Here is a 16,107-nt window from a genome sequence, read left to right as displayed (position 1 = left end):
CTTAGCTGCGATTGGGCCTCGGTCCAACGGCGAGCATTTCACCCCTCGCGGCGGTTTTTTGTCCGCGAGGCACGAGCGACCTGGGACACGGGAGAGGGGGAAGCCGTCGCGGTTCAAAGAACCAACGAGGAACGGCGGCGGCTTGGAACGGTTGTGGGGAAGAAGGGTGGTTTCGGTGATCTGGGTTGTGAGGGGCGCGGCCCGGGCGAGCCGGCCGCGGATTCGGCCGGGCCGTCGTGGGGACTCAGCGCGACGTGCCGGACTTTCGGTTTCGCTTGGGGGCCGGCGCGGGACTGTTGATCACGCTTGCCAGGAGTTCGGCCAATCGGCGGGCGGCCTCGCCCGGGCCGCGGGACAGTTCGGCCATTTCGGCAAAACTGAGCTGGGGGTCGGGGAATGGCAGTCGGCCCTCCGCGTCTTCGGCGGTCGCGAGGAGTTGATAGGCCTTATCCTTCTGAAGAACTTTCACGCCACAGCGTTTGAGTAACTCGAGCTCGCGATAGAAGGTGCGGAGCCCGATCTGGAGATCGCCGAGGATGGTCTCGCGACTTCGGGGGGTGACGGCCAGGAACCTGACAAGGCGGTGGAGTCTGGCCGCGCGGCCCAGGGTGATGTGGATGCCCGGACGTCGTCGACTGCTTGACGAACGCTTCATGGTGCGAATCTCTCGGTGAGGTTTCACCGGCCCGAGGGTCAGCGGCCTCGCACAAAACTAATAATGAGGAAGCGCCACCGGGGCGACTGCCTCGGAGCGGCGTAAGATTCTTACGAGCAAGAGAGCGCGTAGTGATTGTCGGGATTGAAAGGATTTTGCGGATTTTCTCAAGTACGCGGCGGGGGGCGTCGATTATCGAGAAAGGCCACATGAATTGCCATGGCACGGGCGAGGACGCGTCAGGTCGCGTGTCTCCCTGCCGGTGACTCGAGCCGGTTTGCCTCTTTGCGTTTTGGGAGTCTGGTCTATGTCGACAAGGAAGCCCACCACACGGAACCGTGCTCTGCGCCCGCTGGCGGAGAATTTGGAAGATCGGCAACTCCTTTCCGGCGTGGTTTCGGGGACTGATATCGACGGTGATCAGTGGGTCCTGCAACTGATCGGCCCCGGATCACTTGTCGTCACCAAACAAAATGGCGCGGATGGGACGCCCGCTCCGCTGAATTCGCAGACCCAAATCAAATCGATCACGATTGGCGGTCTCGACCCCCAGAAGAGCCGGTTGGTCGGCCAGGTCACCAAGGGGGCCAACGGTGACGGCAAGGTCTTCTTCCAGCAACTGGATGAACTCCCCAGCAAGTCGCAGCAACTGTCCGGGGGCAACGGCCCGCTCTCGATCGCCATCCCCGACTTCTGGCTCGCGAACACGACGCCCAGCGGCAGCACAGGCACGCCGGCCCCGGTCACCATCTCGATCCCTGACGGAGTGAACACCCTGCAGTTCGGCGGGGTGGACACGACGGTCGGTCAGGTCAATCCCCCGGCGTCGACCGCGCAGAGCGATATCGCCAAGGTCGTCCTTGGCCTGCCGCAGTTTGGCGGCACCCGGATCATCATCGATAAGTCGATCAGTAGCGCACAGCAGGTTCCCGCCTCCGGAACCTCGACGACGCCGACGACCATTCAGCATGCGGTCGAGTTCGACGTCTCGGGACGCCTCTCCCTGTTCCAGGCCAACGAGATCATCGGGAACACCGACACTCCCCCGGGCCAGTTCGTCAACCAGAATGCCAATGCCACGGGATATGGCGGGACCTGGGTCGTCTCCGGAACGTCGGGGGTGGCTCCGTTCCTGGCCGACGGCCGGATCCAAGGGGGACTGACCGGGCAAATTGGAAACGTTCGCGTGGGTGGCAACGCCACGAACTTCTCGACACTCGTTTTCGACGCCACCGGCACCGGCCAAGCGAAGTTGACGAACTTCTCGGTTGGGGGAGAGACGAACAACGTACTCGTCGTCGCTCCCAACGGAGCCCGCAACCTCGTCTTCGGGCGCGGGATGGACACGGTCGACATCCTGTCCCATGTGGTCAACACCCTGACGGCCAATCGAGGTGCCCTGAACTCGAACGTCTATGTCGACCGCACGATCAGCAAGGCGACGTTCGGCGGCGACGTGGTGAATACCAACGTTCTGTCGGGCTATGTGCAGAACTTCTCGACGATCATCAACACCGTGTCGGGGCAGGCCTCGGTCAGTGCGTTTAGCCCCACACCCCAACCCGCGGCTCCCCCCGTGCCGCAGAACGCCCAGAACGCTGGCGGTATGAGTGTCCTGGTCGCGGGTGACGTCACCAACTCGGTCTTCGCCGCGTCGGTCCAGCCCGAGTTCGTCACGCAGAAAGGCGGGACCACGGTCCCAACCTTCGGCACGAGCCGGAATCTGGTGCTCCCGGTCGGGGATATCAAAGCGAAGGTCGAAGGCAAGATCGACAACTCGACTGCGACCCCCGACAAGCCGACGACCGCGTTCTACGCCAATCACGTCGACCTTCAGAAGGGCCCGGTCATCCCGCCCAACGTCCCCGAGGCTCCCTATACCGGCAAGCAGACCTATTCGTTCGTCCCTGGTTTCCATCATCCGGCCCTAGCCGTCGCCAAAGGCACCGCCGCCAAGATCAGACCGAACCGAGTCGGGGCGCGAACCCCTCAAGGGCCGGGTCGATCTTGATATCAATCCGTCCCCATGAGTCTCGCACACTCCATGCAAACAAGCAAGCGTGCAGTATGTATGCGAGCGGGGTTGGGTGAGACCGCGATGCGCGGAGTGGGCAGGAACCGACGCTCGGAGCCATTGGGGAATGGCTCCGAGCGTCGTTTTTTGTCAACATCGGCCGGGATCGGGCGTTCAGGATCCGGAGGCCTTGATCGCTTTATCCGCGATATCGCGGCGATACCAAGCGCCGTTGTAGCGGATCGCCCGGACCGCCTCATAGGCGCGGGTCTGCGCTTCGGCGAGCGTTGCGCCCAGCGCGGTGACATCGAGGACGCGGCCGCCGTCGGTGACGATTCGACCGTCGCGACCGAGGGTCGGGTCGGTTCGGAGGTTGGTGCCGGCGTGGAACACCTTGACGTCGGCCATGCGGTCGGCTTCTTCAAGGTTGTTGATCACTCGGTCGCGTTCGTAGGGGCCGGGGTAGCCCTCGGCGGCCATGACGACGGTGACGGCCGGGCGGGGATCCCACTTGAGATTGATCGTGTCAAGTCGTTCGTCGACCACGGCGTCGAGGACCTCGAACAGGTCGCTCTTGAGCCGCATGAGGACGGCCTGACATTCGGGGTCACCGAACCGGACGTTGAATTCGAGGACTTTGGGCCCTTGGTTCGTCAGCATCAGGCCGGCGTAGATCACCCCGCGAAACGGCCGGCGCGCCCGCTTCAGGGCGTGCACCACGGGAACGAGGATTTCGCGTTCAACCTGTTCCATGAGCTCGGGCGTGACGATCGGCGCGGGGGAGTAGGCACCCATGCCGCCCGTGTTCGGCCCTTCGTCGTGGTCGAAGGCCCGCTTGTGATCCTGGCTCGATTCGAGCGGAATGATCGTTCGGCCGTCGGTCAGGGCGAGAATGCTCGTCTCCTGGCCGTCGAGCCGTTCCTCGAGGATCATCCGGTCGCCGGCCTTGCCGTAGATCCGCCGGACCATGATCTGGTCGATCGCTTCAAGGGCCTGCCGGAGGTTGTCGCAGACGTAGACGCCTTTGCCGGCGGCCAGTCCATCGGCCTTCAGGACCAGGCCGAGCGGGCGGCCGAGCACGTGGTCGCGGGCTTCGGCCGCGTTGTTGAAGACGCGGCGCTCGCCGCGTTCTTCGATCTCGACCTGGACCCCCGGCCCGAGCTGCTCGCGCGGATCCATGATCCGGTCGATCGCCTCGAGGGTTTCGGCGGCGGTCCGGCAGAGCAAGGTATGCCGGAGCGTCGAACGCCCTTTGGAGCGGACGACGAGTGAGACCTCGCGGGAGAGCACGTAGAGCTCGGCATCGGGGGCCGAGCGGAAGATCCGGTAGTCGGCGGTCGGGATGCCGGCCTGGCGCATCAGCTCTTTGGCGAAGACTTTGCTGCCTTCGAGCTCGGCGGCATCGCGCCGCGGGCCGAAGATCCGCAGCCCTTCGCGCTGAAATGCGTCGACGATCCCGTTCGTGAGCGGTTCCTCGGGGCCGACGATGGTCAGCCCCACTCCTTCCCGCTTGACGAACTGGGTCAGAGCCCGGAAGTCGCCCGGCTCGATCGAGACGTTCTGCGCATCGAGCGCGGTGCCTGCGTTGCCCGGGGCGCAGAAGACCGTTTTGACCCGGGGTGACTGTTTCAGCTTCCAGCAGAGGGCGTGCTCCCGCCCTCCTTTGCCGATGACGAGAACTTTCAACGGGCCAACCTCACGAAGAACTTTCGGCGGACTGTGATTCCCTTATTCTAAAGACCAAGGGCCTCGTCGCACAGGCCCAACAGTCCCGACACGCCGGTGATGTTGGAAACTTTCCCGCTCGAATCGTATGATAGACGATCCTGCGTGGAAGAATTCTCGACGCGAACCGACTTTCGAATCGACGTGTCTTCGCGTTCGATGGCCTTTGTTCGTCGAACTGGGGCCGACCGGCTCATTTGGGTTTTTGCCAGGGAGAGGGAGACCGCCGTGAAGAGCGTTGCCGTCGTCGGGGCGAGTGGTGCCGTGGGAGACGTCATAATCCGCCTGCTTCAGGAACGCAAGTTCCCGATCGGGTCGATTAAATTCCTGGCTTCGGCGCGAAGCGCGGGGAAAACGGTGGTGTTCGGCGGCAAGGATTATCCGATCGAGCCTCTCTCCCCCGAGGCCTTCCTCGGCGTCGACATCGTCCTCTCGAGCACGCCGGCGTCGATCTCACGCGAGTACAGCCCGATTGCCGCTCGCGCTGGGGCGGTGGTCGTCGACAACTCAAGTGCCTTCCGGATGGACCCCGAGGTGCCCTTGGTCGTCCCGGAGGTCAACCCCCAAGACGTGGGTCGGCACCATGGGATTATCGCCAACCCGAACTGCTCGACGATCCAGATGGTCGTGGCCCTGAAGCCCTTGCACGACGCCTTCCGGATCCGCCGGGTCATCGTGAGCACCTACCAGGCCGTCTCGGGGGCCGGTCAGAAGGGGATCCACGAACTGCAATCGCAGACCGAGGCCCACGTCAACGGTCAGGACGCCCCTGCGCCGAGCAAGTTTGCCCACCCGATCGCGTTCAATTGCCTCCCGCAGATCGACGACTTCCTTCCCAACGGCTATACGAAGGAAGAGATCAAAATGGTCCTCGAGACCAGGAAGATCATGGGAGACGACACGATCGACGTCTGCCCCACCTGCATTCGCGTTCCCGTGCTGAACTGTCACAGCGAGTCGATCATGATCGAGACCGAACGGCCGATCACTCCCGAAGCGGCCCGCCAAGTCTGGGCGAGCGCTCCCGGCCTGGTCGTGGTTGACGACCCGGCGTCGCGGCTCTATCCCCTGCCTGCCTCGTGCTCCGACCGCGACGAGGTGTTCGTCGGCCGGATTCGCCAGGACCTCCACAACCCCAACGCTCTGCTCTTCTGGTGCGTCAGCGACAACCTCCGCAAGGGGGCTGCAACCAACGCCGTTCAGATCGCCGAGGAGTTGCTCAAGCTCAAACCGGTCGGGGCCTGAGTCGGAACGATTGGAGCGAGCAGAACGAGGTCAGACATCGCAACGGCGTCGAGGTCGGCCCGCGGCGGCGTTGGGGTGAACTCTTTTCCCATGCGCAATATCAAGCTCCTGCTGAGCTACGACGGCACCGATTTCTCCGGCTGGCAGCGCCAGCCGGACCGGCGGACGGTCCAGCAAACCCTGGAAGAGGCGATCCAGCGCCTGACCGGTGCCGCGGCGGTCACCAACGCCAGCGGCCGAACCGACGCCGGCGTGCATGCGATTGGCCAGGTCGCCCACTTCTACACGGTCTCCCGGCACGCGCCCGAGGTCTTCGTCAAGGCCCTCAACGCCACGCTTCCGCACGATATCCGGATCCGAAACGCCTGGGACATGCCCCAAGCGTTTCATTCGACCCTCGACGCCAAGTCGAAACGCTACCGCTACGTGATCGACAACGGCCGGATCGCCGACCCGTTCCAGACCCGCTACAGCTATCACGTCTACCAGCCGATCGACGTGGCCGCGATGCATCGCGCGGCGCAGGCTCTGAAGGGGCGGCACGACTTTCATAGCTTTGAGACCCAGTGGCCCAACCGCACGAGCAGCGTCCGGACGATCTTCGACATCGCCGTGACACGCAAGCAGAACTCCGTGTGGGTCGAGGTCGAGGCCGACGGATTCTTGTATAACATGGTGCGATCGATCACGGGGACGCTCCTACTGGTCGGCACCGGGCGCTGGGCCGAGTCTCGGGTCCGGGAGGCGCTCGTCGCCGAGGACCGGCGCGAGGCAGGGCCGACCGCCCCCCCTCAAGGACTCTTCATGCTCGTCGTCCGCTACGGCCACGCTGACGAGGTCGATCCCGTCCCCTCACGCTGACCTGTCTGAGTTATTGATTAACATTCATGCGAATTATTCACGTCATTACTCGATTGATTATCGGTGGGGCCCAGGAAAACACGCTCCTGACGGTCGAAGGCTTGCATCATCGGTACGGCGACGACGTGACCTTGATCACCGGGCCGGCCGAGGGGCCAGAGGGGGATCTGTTCGGCCGTGCCGAGCAACTGGGCCTCAAGGTCGAGTTGATGCCCGAGTTGGTCCGCGCGGTGCGCCCGGGGACCGACTTTCGGGCCTATCGCCTCCTTCGCCAGGCGATCCGCCGCTTGCAGCCCGAGGTCGTCCACACGCATAGCTCCAAGGCAGGGATCAGCGGGCGTGCCGCGGCCTGGCATGAAAAAGTTCCCGCCGTGATCCACACGATCCACGGGCTGCCGTTCGGCCCTTCCGAATCCGCGCTCAAGAACCGGGCCTATGTGGCGCTCGAACGGTGGGCCGCGAACCGGTGCCACGCGATCGTGAGCGTCTGTGACGCCATGACCGACCAGGCCCTTGAGGCCGGAGTCGGGCGACCCGAGCAGTACAGCACGGTCTACAGCGGCATGGACGTCGAGGCGTTCCTCAACCCGCCCAGGACTCGCGTGGAGGTCCGGCACGAGCTTGGGTTGGACGACGATGCGATTGCGTTCGGCACGGTGGCCCGGCTCTTCGAACGCAAGGGGCACGACGATATCCTCGCGGTGGCGCCCGCCGTGCTCGCGGCCAACCCGAAGGTCCGGTTCGTGTTTATCGGCGACGGCCTGCTCCGCGACCGTCTGATCGCCGAGACCGAGCGGCTCGGGCTCCGCCACGCCTTCCAGTTCGTGGGCCTGGTTCCCCCACAGCGAATTCCCGAACTGCTCGCCGCGATGGACGCCATCGTCCATCCGAGCCTGCGCGAGGGGCTGGCGCGGGTCTTGCCGCAAGGGCTGCTGACCGGTCGCCCGGTCATCAGCTATGACGTCGATGGAGCCCGCGAAGTGGTGCTGCCCGAGACCGGCGTGCTCCTTCCGCCGCGCGACCTGCCGGGGCTTCAGGCCGCGATCCTCCGGTTGGCTGCCGCCCCCGCGCTTCGCGAGGCACTCGGGCGCGAAGGGCGTGAGCGGTTCGCACACCAGTTCCGGCACGAGACGATGACCGCCCAGCTCCGCTCACTCTATGGGCGACTGCTCGAGATGCGTGAGCCGCACTGACGGGTTCATTCTGAGCAGGATGAACTCGAGCGACTCGCACTGCCCCTTGTTGAGGTTGTAGCCGGTCAGATGACCGAGTCGTTCCACTTCATATTCGGGCCGAGCGAGAAAGGCGCTGAGCTCTCGGGGGAGGACCGCCGTGGTCACGGCGCCGTACCGGAGCACCAGCTTCTTGACTTGCGACCAGTTGCGGACGGTCGGCAACGGGTGACCGTACGCGTAGATCACACTCGGCTCTTGGTACGAGTGGAGGATCGGCTGGGCGCCATGCGCTTTTGCGAGCGCCGCGAACCGCTCGCCCACGATCCGAGGCGTTCGGTACGGTTCGGCTGCCGGAAGCAGCCACGCGCCCATGGCGAGCATGAGGATCGCCCAGGTCGCCACCAGACTTCCCACCGCCCGTTCGGTCAACCCGCGAACGATCAGCACGATCGCGTACGTGGTGCCGGCGGCCAGAACGATCGCCAGGAACAGGAGCGGACTGCGGAGGCTGGCGGGAAGCATTGATGTTCCCGCGACCAGACCGACCAGAAGCACGACCGCGGTGCCGCCCAGCAGGCCGACTCCGACCCGTCCCAACGGCCAGCGCCTGAGGTTGACCCCTTCCTTGACCACCAGTGCGATCAGCCAGGCGGCCAGAAGCGCACACGCGGGGATCGCGGGCAAATAGTAGTGGACCAGCTTCGTCTGGACGCATTCCAGCAGCACGAGTGGACCGACGGCCCACCCCAACAGAAAGCCGAACAGGGGGTGCTCCCGCCGCCTTGACCAGGCTCCGAAGAGCGCCGCGGGCAACAGGGCCGACCAGGGGTGGAACGTGCCGAGCGTCGTGACGAGGTAATAGCCCGGGTAGCCGGTATGTTGCTCCATGCCGCTCGCCACCCGGTGAATCACTTGTTCTCCAATGGCGAAGCGAAAGAACTCTCCATGGGAAACCAGGCCAATCGTCACGAGCCAGGGGGCGACCACGAGCAAGAACCCGCTCAAGCCCCAGCGCCAGCGCAGCCGGCTCCAGCAAGCGGTCGGCCCTCCCCACCACCAGGAGACGACTCCCGAGACCGCAATCATCGCGGCGCCGACCGGCCCCTTGGTGAGCGTCGCCAGCGCGATCAACGCCCAGAACCCCGCGGCGAGCCGCCGCGAGGGCCGCCGCGCCAGTTCCCAGAGGCAGAACTGGGCCCCGACGAGCCAGAACGTCAGCGTGGCGTCGGTCGTCGCGAGCTTCGACTCGGTGACCATGATCGGCGCCGTCGCGAGCATCAGCGCGGCGAGCGTCCCCACCCGAGGGCCGAGCATGCGCCGGCCCATCGCCCTGACGAGCAGGCACGTGCCGACTCCCGCGAGCGACGAGACCAGGCGGCATCCAAACGGGTTATCGCCCCCGAGCGCGACTCCCCCGCGCATCAGCCAGTAGATCAGGATTGGCTTATGATAGCGCGGTTCACCGTTGAAGGTCGGCCGGATCCAATCGCCCCGCGCACGCATCTCGCGGACGCAGGCCGAGTATCTCGGCTCGTCGCGGTCCCAGAGGCTCGTTCGACCGTTGCCCGCGAGGTTCAACGTCAGGGCCAGCAGGCCGATCAGCACGGGCTCGAGGAGGCGCCGCCCACGCGGCACTCCGGCCTCGGGTCCGAAGAGTGGCGGAAGGGACGTTGGGGCCAAGGTTCCCTCCGTGGGTTTCCTGACGGATTCGATTCTCGTCAGAAATCTTGGGGCAAAGCGAAGGTTCGCGCCGCTCGGCGCGGGAGTATAATGCAAGTTGCGATGGGCGCGGAGGGCGCTTTCTCACGACCGACCCGGGTTGCCAGCCTCGACTTGGGATCGAGAAAGAGTCGCCTCCTCGCCGCTTGCTTCCGACCCCCAATCCGACCGAGGATCTTGCCGACATGGCCCTGCAGACCGAAGCCGAATGCCTGCTTGATACCGGCGTGCTCTACGGCGTTCGCGTCATGCTTCGCCCCCCCCTGGGAGATCCGATCTTCGCCGGATTCAAGCAGGGAGCGTTCTCGCTCTACTACGGCGATGGGCCGATCTATCACTTCGATCGGGAAGGCCGCTGGCAGCGCGCGTTCATCCACGGGATCCATTACCTCAAGGGACTCGACACGACGATCCAGGCGATCGATCGAGTCCGTGAGGGGGTGAACATGGTTTTGAAGCGACGCACCCTGTTCTTCGCCGAAGCGAGCGACCTCGACGCCTCGATCCGAGCGACGGCCCTCGACCTGCTCGAGGCGCTGAGTTCGGGTCGCCTGAAACGTGCCGACCCCCCCTCGAAGGCCCAGCCCCTTTCGTCGGATGAGCTGTACGACTTCCTTGGGCGGATCGTGGAGTGGGACGCGACGGCCTGGTTCGCGCATCGCGAAAAGTACCTGGCTACCTACGGCGTCTTGCCCTTCTTGCCGCCGGACAGCCAGAACGCCCTGATCCTCCAGGCCACGCTGGGCCACGCCGATGGGATCGCCTTTGGCGGGGGAGCGGCGGCTCCGCACTACCAACGATCGATCCCGGAGTTCGCCACCCACACGCGCGAAGTTGCCAAGCTCTACGGCCAGCGCCTGCTCCAGTATCGCACTCTCTTTCTGGCGGGCAGCGACGTCCTGCGTCGGCCGAACGACGAGATCGTGGCCCTGCTGGAAACCATCGCCCGGAGTGAGTTGTGCGCGACGACCGGCGAGGCCCCCAGGCTCGAGGCCGTCCACGCGTTCCTCGACAATCTGGCATCGCCGCGGCCGACGCTCGAGCAGTGGCGGACGTATCGCCAACTCCAGTTGCGCCGGGTGACCTTGGGAGTGGAATCGGGCGACCCGACGGTTCGCGGCCTTTACCGGAAAGCGTGGGAGAACAGCGATCTCGTTGCGCTCGTGTCCGACCTGAAGCAGGCGGATATCGCCATCGGCCTCATGGTGCTCATTGATGCCGGGGGCGCAGAGCACGCAGAGCGTCATCTCGCCGCCACGGCCGACCTGATCAACACGCTCGAACTCGGCAAGGGAGATATCGTCTCCTTGCTGGATGCCAACGAGTTCCGTGACCCCGAGCAGCAGGCCCCAAACGTCACGCCTCTGGCGGGTTTGCGTTGGACCGAGCAACAGGCGGCGCTCAAGCATGCCTTGCTGCCGCTCAGGTCGAACCGTGGCGTGAAGGTCGTGCCCTATAGCCTGGAAAAACAAGGGCTCTAACGCGGTTGACACCATGAGTGGCGAGGGGCCGGCTTCGGTCCCTTGCCACCGCAATGACTTGCGGACATAACTTTACCCCAGCGTGGGTGCGAAGCCAATCTGAATCGTAGGGTCCGCTAATGAGGCTGTGAAAAAACGCCTCCAATTAATACATTCATAAATACTGATTAAACAAAGCAGTTAACACTCAACAACTTGCATCCACAAGTCTCGACTAACGCGGTGAGTGTGGCGATTCATTCACTCAACCGATGGCCTGTTCGATCCGCCCACGAAAAGCATCGCCGTGAGTTCGACATCCTGGGAATTTGGCGAAACCAAAGTCAATGGATCAGCAGAGTGCCGACCCGGGAGGAGAGGGCAGGGCAGGGCAGGAAACCAACCTGAGGAGATCGATGTCGGGTGAGCCGTGCGTCAGGAAGGGAAGGGCGGAATCACAATCATCCCAGGCTCGGAACCTTTCGATTCCGAGCCTGGGATGATTGGTGTCTCACGGAACAAGACGATTCTGAAGTGACCGGGGAGGGGCTCGAACCCTCGACCAACGGATTAACGTACCTCATCGGCTTTCACCGACCCCCTGAAGCCTTCGCGTTGAAGGAAAAAAGCACTCTTCAGGTGTTGAGCGTCTGGACTATCCCATCGCCATCTCAGGCGTGCCGCGTCTAGTCTCTGGGGCCGAGGCCGGCGATCCGCCGGTCCCTTGCCTGCTGATTACCCAATCTTCACCTTTTCAGACCTTCACGCTTGCCGTTACCGGCGACGTTGTGGTGGTGAAGCTCTCAGGGCGTCCCAGCATACTGCGGCATTCACTCTTCGCGGTTCGGTTTCTTCCCGCGAGAGGCTCCTATTACTTTCTGCTTCGTTCGGCGTTCCGTTGTTGAAGTCCGTTGCTCTACCGACTGAGCTACCCGGTCAGACTGCCCCCATAGAATAAACATCCGCGGCGGCCACGTCCAGACCCCGCCGCGGATTCGAAGACGGAAAAATGCGAACGAATTCCCGCGTCGCATCGCCGCGACGTGAAAGAAGTATTTAACAAAAAGGTTGTCGAGGCGGTGGGAGGATTGTAGAGTGAACATCGAACCCCTCCGATCAAAGGAGGCTGCCAAGGGAGACGCTCTGCGATGCAACGACGGCGGATGACACGGATTCTTCGCTCGAACCCTTGGTCGACGTCCCTCCAGGCGACTCGCGTCCTCCTCCTCTGGGGATTTTGCGCCACCGCCGCCTGGGCCGATCAGCCGCCCCAAGCTGGATCCGTGGCGGACTCGCTCCGGGTCGTTCCGCCTCGGGTGGTCCTCCGCGGGCCCGACTCGGTCCAGCAACTGGCGGTCGAGGTGATTGCCAGTGACTCCGCCGCGCGGGACGAGTCGGCTCAGGCCAAGTTCGGGTCGTCAGACCCCAAGGTCGCGGAAATCGACGCCTCAGGGATGATCTCCGCGAAGGGAGACGGCGCGGCGACCATCACCGTGCGGTGGGGCGAGCGGACGGTCGACGTGCCCGTGACCGTCACCGAGTTCACCGCGGAGCGGACGGTCAACTTCGCCAACCAGGTCGTGCCTATCTTCACCAAGCTCGGCTGCAACTCCGGCGGGTGCCACGGCAAGGCCAGCGGCCAAAATGGGTTCCGGCTCAGCCTGCTCGGCTTCGAGCCGATCCTCGACTACGAGGCACTGGTCAAGGAAGGGCGCGGGCGACGGCTCTTCCCCGCGCGGCCCGAGCAGAGCCTGCTCCTGACCAAGGGAACCGCGACCGTCCCGCATGGTGGCGGCAAGCGGCTCAAAGCCGATTCGCAAGAGTATCGCGTGATCAGCCGCTGGATCGGGGGAGGGATGCCCGTCGGCAAGGCGACCGACCCCACGGTTTCGGGGATCGAAATCTATCCCGACTCCCGCGTCATGACCCGCGGGACCTCACAGCAGATGATCGTGACGGCCCACTATACCGATGGGACCACCGAGGACGTGACCCGCTGGGCACAATACCAGTCGAACGACCCCGAGGTGGCCGACGTTGCGGAGGGGGGCAAGGTCGCCACCCGGGAACTCTCCGGCCAAGCGGGCATCATGGCGCGCTACCAGGGGCAGGTCGCCGTGTTTCGCGCCACCGTTCCCCTCGGCTTGCCCATTGCCAACGCCCCGGAGTTCCGGCCCAACAACCTCATCGACGTTGCGTCGCTCAAGCAGTGGAACGCGCTCGGGATCCTGCCCTCCGAGTCATGCACCGACGCGGAGTTCATTCGCCGCGCCTCGCTCGACATCATCGGAACCCTGCCGACCGCCGACGAAATCAAGGCGTTCGTGGCCGACCCCAGCCCCGAGAAGCGGGCAACGCTCGTCGACCGGCTGCTGGATCGCCCTGAATACGCAACCTACTTCGCGATCAAATGGGCCGACATCCTCCGCAACAAGCGCGAGGGAGATCCAACCGCCCAGCACGGAACCTTCGGGTTCTACGACTGGATTCGCGAAAACCTGGCCCAAAACACACCTTACGACCAGTTCGTCCGCGCAATTCTCGCCGCCAGCGGCACGCCCGAGACTTCGCCGCCGGTCCAGTGGTATCGCCGGATCAAGGCGGCCGACGCGTTCGTCGACGACTCGGCGCAGGTGTTCCTCGGGATGCGGCTCCAGTGCGCCAAGTGTCACCACCACCCGTTCGAAAAGTGGAGTGAGAACGACTACTACGGGTTCGCCGCCTTCTTCGCGCGGATCGGCCGGAAGCCCTCCGCGCACGCTCAGCGGATCGGCCGGAACGACGAGGTCATCTTCACCGCCCGGACCGGCTCGGTCACGCAGCCGAAGACGAAGCAGGTGATGGCTCCCAAGGGACTCGGAGGCGATCTGGTCGCGATCGCGGGCAACGAGGATCCGCGTCAGAAGCTCGTCGACTGGATGGCCGCCCCCCAGAATCCGTTCTTTGCCAAGGCACTCGTGAACCGCTACTGGGCCCACTTCTTCGGGCGCGGGATCGTCGAGCCGATGGACGACCTGCGGCTGACGAATCCACCGTCGAACCCCGACCTGCTTGACGGCTTGGCGGACGACTTCGTCAAGCAGGGCTACGACCTCAAGCGGCTGGTCCGCACCATCTGCACGAGCCGGCTCTACGGGCTCTCGAGCGTCCCGAACGAGTACAACCGCAAGGATAAACAGAGCTTCGCCCGCCACTATCCCAAGCGGCTGGGCGCGGAGGTCTTGCTGGACGCCATCTCGCAAGTCTCGGGAGTGCCGACGGCATTTGCCGGACTTCCCGCGGGAACTCGCGCCATCGAGCTGCCCGACGAGAGTGTAGTCTCGGCCTTTCTTGACACGTTCGGTCGGCCCAAACGCGACACTCCGTGCGAGTGCGAGCGAGTCGGCGACGCCAGCTTGGGGCAAAGCCTGATGCTCCTCAACTCCGGCGAGGTGCAAGCCAAGCTGGCCGCGGCCGGCGGCCGTGCCGAAGCGCTCGCCAAGGACCCGAGAACCGACGAAGCCAAGGTGGAGGAACTGTTCTGGGCCGCCTTCGGCCGGACTCCCTCCAGCGGCGAGACCGCCAGCGCCTTGGCCCACCTGACTGCCCACGCCGACAAGAAACGCGAGGCCTTCGAGGATATCGTCTGGGCCTTGATCAACGCCAAGGAGTTTCAGTTCAACGACTGACGGACTGGGCTTGGATCCGGAGCGGATCCCACTCCGATGCATCGCCTACCCCCCAGCACGCCACCTACCGCCGAGGAGACTCCCCCGATGTTGGAACTGATGGGTCACTCTTCGCCTCGAGCCCAGGGGCCAAGCCGGCGTTCCTTCCTCAAGGCGGGGTTTCTTGGCCTCGCCGGCCTCAACCTCGCGGATCTCCTTCGGATCGAGGCGGCCGCCAAGGCGGCGGGACAGCCCAAGGGTCGCGACCTGTCGGTGATCCTGGTCTGGCTCGACGGCGGCCCGCCGCAGCATGAAACGTACGACCCCAAGCCCGATGCGCCGATCGATTTTCGGGGGCCGCTCAACTCGATTGAGACATGCGTGCCCGGAATCCGAATCTCCGAGCTCTTTCCCCAGCACGCGGGGATGATGGACAAGATGTCGATCATCCGCTCGATGCACCACCATAACGGCGACCACTTCGCGGCCGCCCACTGGATGCTGACGGGGGTGCTCGGCTCATCGGCCGCGGACCTGGCGCCTCAGTATCCCTCGGCCGGTTCGATCATCGCCAAGCTGAAAGGACCGAAGACGCCGGGCATGCCCGCCTATGTGGGTCTTCCCCAGACCCACTCGGTCGGGCTCGCCCCCGGATACCACGGCGCAGCCTACCTCGGGCTCGGCTACAACCCGTTCTCGGCCGACGGCGATCCCAATTCCGACGGCTACCAGGTGCCGAACCTCGCCCCTCCCGCTGGTGTCGACCTTCCTCGGATCGAAGGAAGGCGCAGCCTCCTCGGCGCCTTCGACCACGTCCGCCGCGACGTCGACGCCTCGGGCCTGATGGATGGCCTCGACCAATTCAGCCAGAATGCGTTCACGATGGTTTCCAGCCCCGCCACCCGCGCGGCGTTCGATATCCGCAAGGAGAGCCCGAAGCTCCGTGACCGCTATGGACGCCACATCTGGGGCCAGAGCGCCTTGATGGCCCGTCGGCTCGTCCAGGCCGGAGTCCGGTTCGTCACGCTGACCTATGGCGGCTGGGACTTCCACTCCAGCCTCGAAGTGGGGATGAAACGCGTCTTACCGATCGTCGATAGCGCCGTCGCCACCCTGGTCGACGACCTCGAAATGCACGGAATGCTCGACTCGACCGTCGTGCTGGTCATGGGGGAGTTCGGCCGAACCCCGCGGATCAACCAAGGCTTGGCCGGCATCGACCCCGTTCCAGGACGCGACCACTGGGGCGAGGTGATGAGCGTGCTGGTGGCCGGCGGTGGGTTCGCTCAAGGCCGTGTCATCGGCTCGAGCAACTCCCGGGGAGAAGTCCCCAAGGATTGCCCCGTGACCCCGCCCGACCTGCTCGTCACGCTTTACCGTCAGATGGGCATCGACCCCGAAACCAGCTTCAAGAACCGCGCAGGGCGCCCAATCTCCATCGGCTCGACCGGCAGAGTCATCAGCGAACTCTGCTGATCGCCCCGCCCAATGGGGCGTTTCGCCCGAACGGCTCGCACCTCCGACTTCGGGGGGCGAGCCGTTTTTCATGGGGGGTGCGCCCTCATCTCAGCAACCCCCTCCGTCCCACTCCCACCACCGACGGGCT

The 16,107-nt window shown here is 64.6% G+C and carries 10 protein-coding genes; 7 read left to right on the top strand and 3 right to left on the bottom strand.

Annotated features, from left to right (window positions below; genetic code table 11):
- Nucleotides 1-244: 244 nt before the first annotated feature.
- Nucleotides 245-655 (bottom strand): hypothetical protein, encoded by a 411-nt coding sequence (locus tag BUS42_RS29510; protein ID WP_074313013.1) that lies wholly within the window; start codon nt 653-655, stop codon nt 245-247.
- A 307-nt stretch (nt 656-962) separates the two neighbouring features.
- Here BUS42_RS29510 and BUS42_RS29505 point away from each other — a divergent pair, with 307 nt between their 5' ends.
- Complete coding sequence (locus BUS42_RS29505; protein WP_074313012.1) at nt 963-2,666, top strand: hypothetical protein; 1,704 nt, start codon at nt 963-965, stop codon at nt 2,664-2,666.
- A 177-nt stretch (nt 2,667-2,843) separates the two neighbouring features.
- On the opposite strand, the gene purD is transcribed toward BUS42_RS29505, so the two are convergent.
- On the bottom strand, nt 2,844-4,355 hold the full coding sequence (gene purD / locus BUS42_RS29500; protein WP_074313010.1) for a phosphoribosylamine--glycine ligase: 1,512 nt from the start codon (nt 4,353-4,355) through the stop codon (nt 2,844-2,846).
- A 267-nt stretch (nt 4,356-4,622) separates the two neighbouring features.
- Between purD and BUS42_RS29495 the strand changes: the two genes are divergently transcribed.
- The 3 genes from BUS42_RS29495 to BUS42_RS29485 all read left to right on the top strand — a co-directional run bounded on the left by BUS42_RS29495 (nt 4,623) and on the right by BUS42_RS29485 (nt 7,693).
- Nucleotides 4,623-5,639, top strand: coding sequence for an aspartate-semialdehyde dehydrogenase (locus BUS42_RS29495; protein WP_074315480.1), 1,017 nt, complete (start codon nt 4,623-4,625; stop codon nt 5,637-5,639).
- A gap of 90 nt (nt 5,640-5,729) precedes the next feature.
- A complete protein-coding gene (gene truA / locus BUS42_RS29490; protein WP_074313008.1) occupies nt 5,730-6,500 on the top strand; it encodes a tRNA pseudouridine(38-40) synthase TruA in 771 nt (256 codons plus the stop codon).
- Between the two features lie 26 nt (nt 6,501-6,526).
- Nucleotides 6,527-7,693 (top strand): glycosyltransferase family 4 protein, encoded by a 1,167-nt coding sequence (locus BUS42_RS29485; protein ID WP_074313006.1) that lies wholly within the window; start codon nt 6,527-6,529, stop codon nt 7,691-7,693.
- On the opposite strand, the gene BUS42_RS29480 is transcribed toward BUS42_RS29485, so the two are convergent.
- Nucleotides 7,652-9,355 carry an ArnT family glycosyltransferase gene (locus tag BUS42_RS29480; protein WP_083670779.1) on the bottom strand — a complete coding sequence of 568 codons (1,704 nt, stop codon included), beginning with the start codon at nt 9,353-9,355 and terminating at the stop codon, nt 7,652-7,654. The genes BUS42_RS29485 and BUS42_RS29480 overlap by 42 nt on opposite strands.
- Before the next feature lie 224 nt (nt 9,356-9,579).
- Between BUS42_RS29480 and BUS42_RS29475 the strand changes: the two genes are divergently transcribed.
- The 3 genes from BUS42_RS29475 (at nt 9,580) to BUS42_RS29465 (ending at nt 15,977) form a co-directional block, all read left to right on the top strand.
- The gene (locus tag BUS42_RS29475) at nt 9,580-10,875 is read left to right on the top strand and encodes a radical SAM protein (RefSeq protein WP_074315476.1); all 1,296 of its coding nucleotides are present in this window, start codon (nt 9,580-9,582) and stop codon (nt 10,873-10,875) included.
- Nucleotides 10,876-12,002: 1,127 nt separating this feature from the next.
- Nucleotides 12,003-14,522: a DUF1549 domain-containing protein gene (locus tag BUS42_RS29470; RefSeq protein ID WP_083670776.1), complete on the top strand. Its 2,520-nt coding sequence runs from the start codon at nt 12,003-12,005 to the stop codon at nt 14,520-14,522.
- 87 nt (nt 14,523-14,609) lie between these two features.
- Entirely contained in the window at nt 14,610-15,977 is a 1,368-nt protein-coding gene (locus BUS42_RS29465; protein WP_074313004.1) for a DUF1501 domain-containing protein, read from the top strand.
- The last annotated feature ends 130 nt before the right edge of the window (nt 15,978-16,107 follow it).

The sequence above is a fragment of the Singulisphaera sp. GP187 genome, from assembly GCF_900129635.1.
Classification (GTDB): Bacteria; Planctomycetota; Planctomycetia; order Isosphaerales; family Isosphaeraceae; genus Singulisphaera.
This window is presented reverse-complemented; position numbering and strand designations above follow the sequence as displayed.

Bases quoted from the DNA above. Each gene is read 5' to 3' on its own strand.
- BUS42_RS29485 (WP_074313006.1), top strand. From the start codon at position 6,527: ATGCGAATTATTCACGTCATTACTCGATTGATTATCGGTGGGGCCCAG.
- BUS42_RS29475 (WP_074315476.1), top strand. From the start codon at position 9,580: ATGGCCCTGCAGACCGAAGCCGAATGCCTGCTTGATACCGGCGTGCTC.
- BUS42_RS29465 (WP_074313004.1), top strand. From the start codon at position 14,610: ATGTTGGAACTGATGGGTCACTCTTCGCCTCGAGCCCAGGGGCCAAGC.
- BUS42_RS29505 (WP_074313012.1), top strand. From the start codon at position 963: ATGTCGACAAGGAAGCCCACCACACGGAACCGTGCTCTGCGCCCGCTG.
- BUS42_RS29470 (WP_083670776.1), top strand. From the start codon at position 12,003: ATGCAACGACGGCGGATGACACGGATTCTTCGCTCGAACCCTTGGTCG.
- BUS42_RS29510 (WP_074313013.1), bottom strand. From the start codon at position 655: ATGAAGCGTTCGTCAAGCAGTCGACGACGTCCGGGCATCCACATCACC.
- truA (WP_074313008.1), top strand. From the start codon at position 5,730: ATGCGCAATATCAAGCTCCTGCTGAGCTACGACGGCACCGATTTCTCC.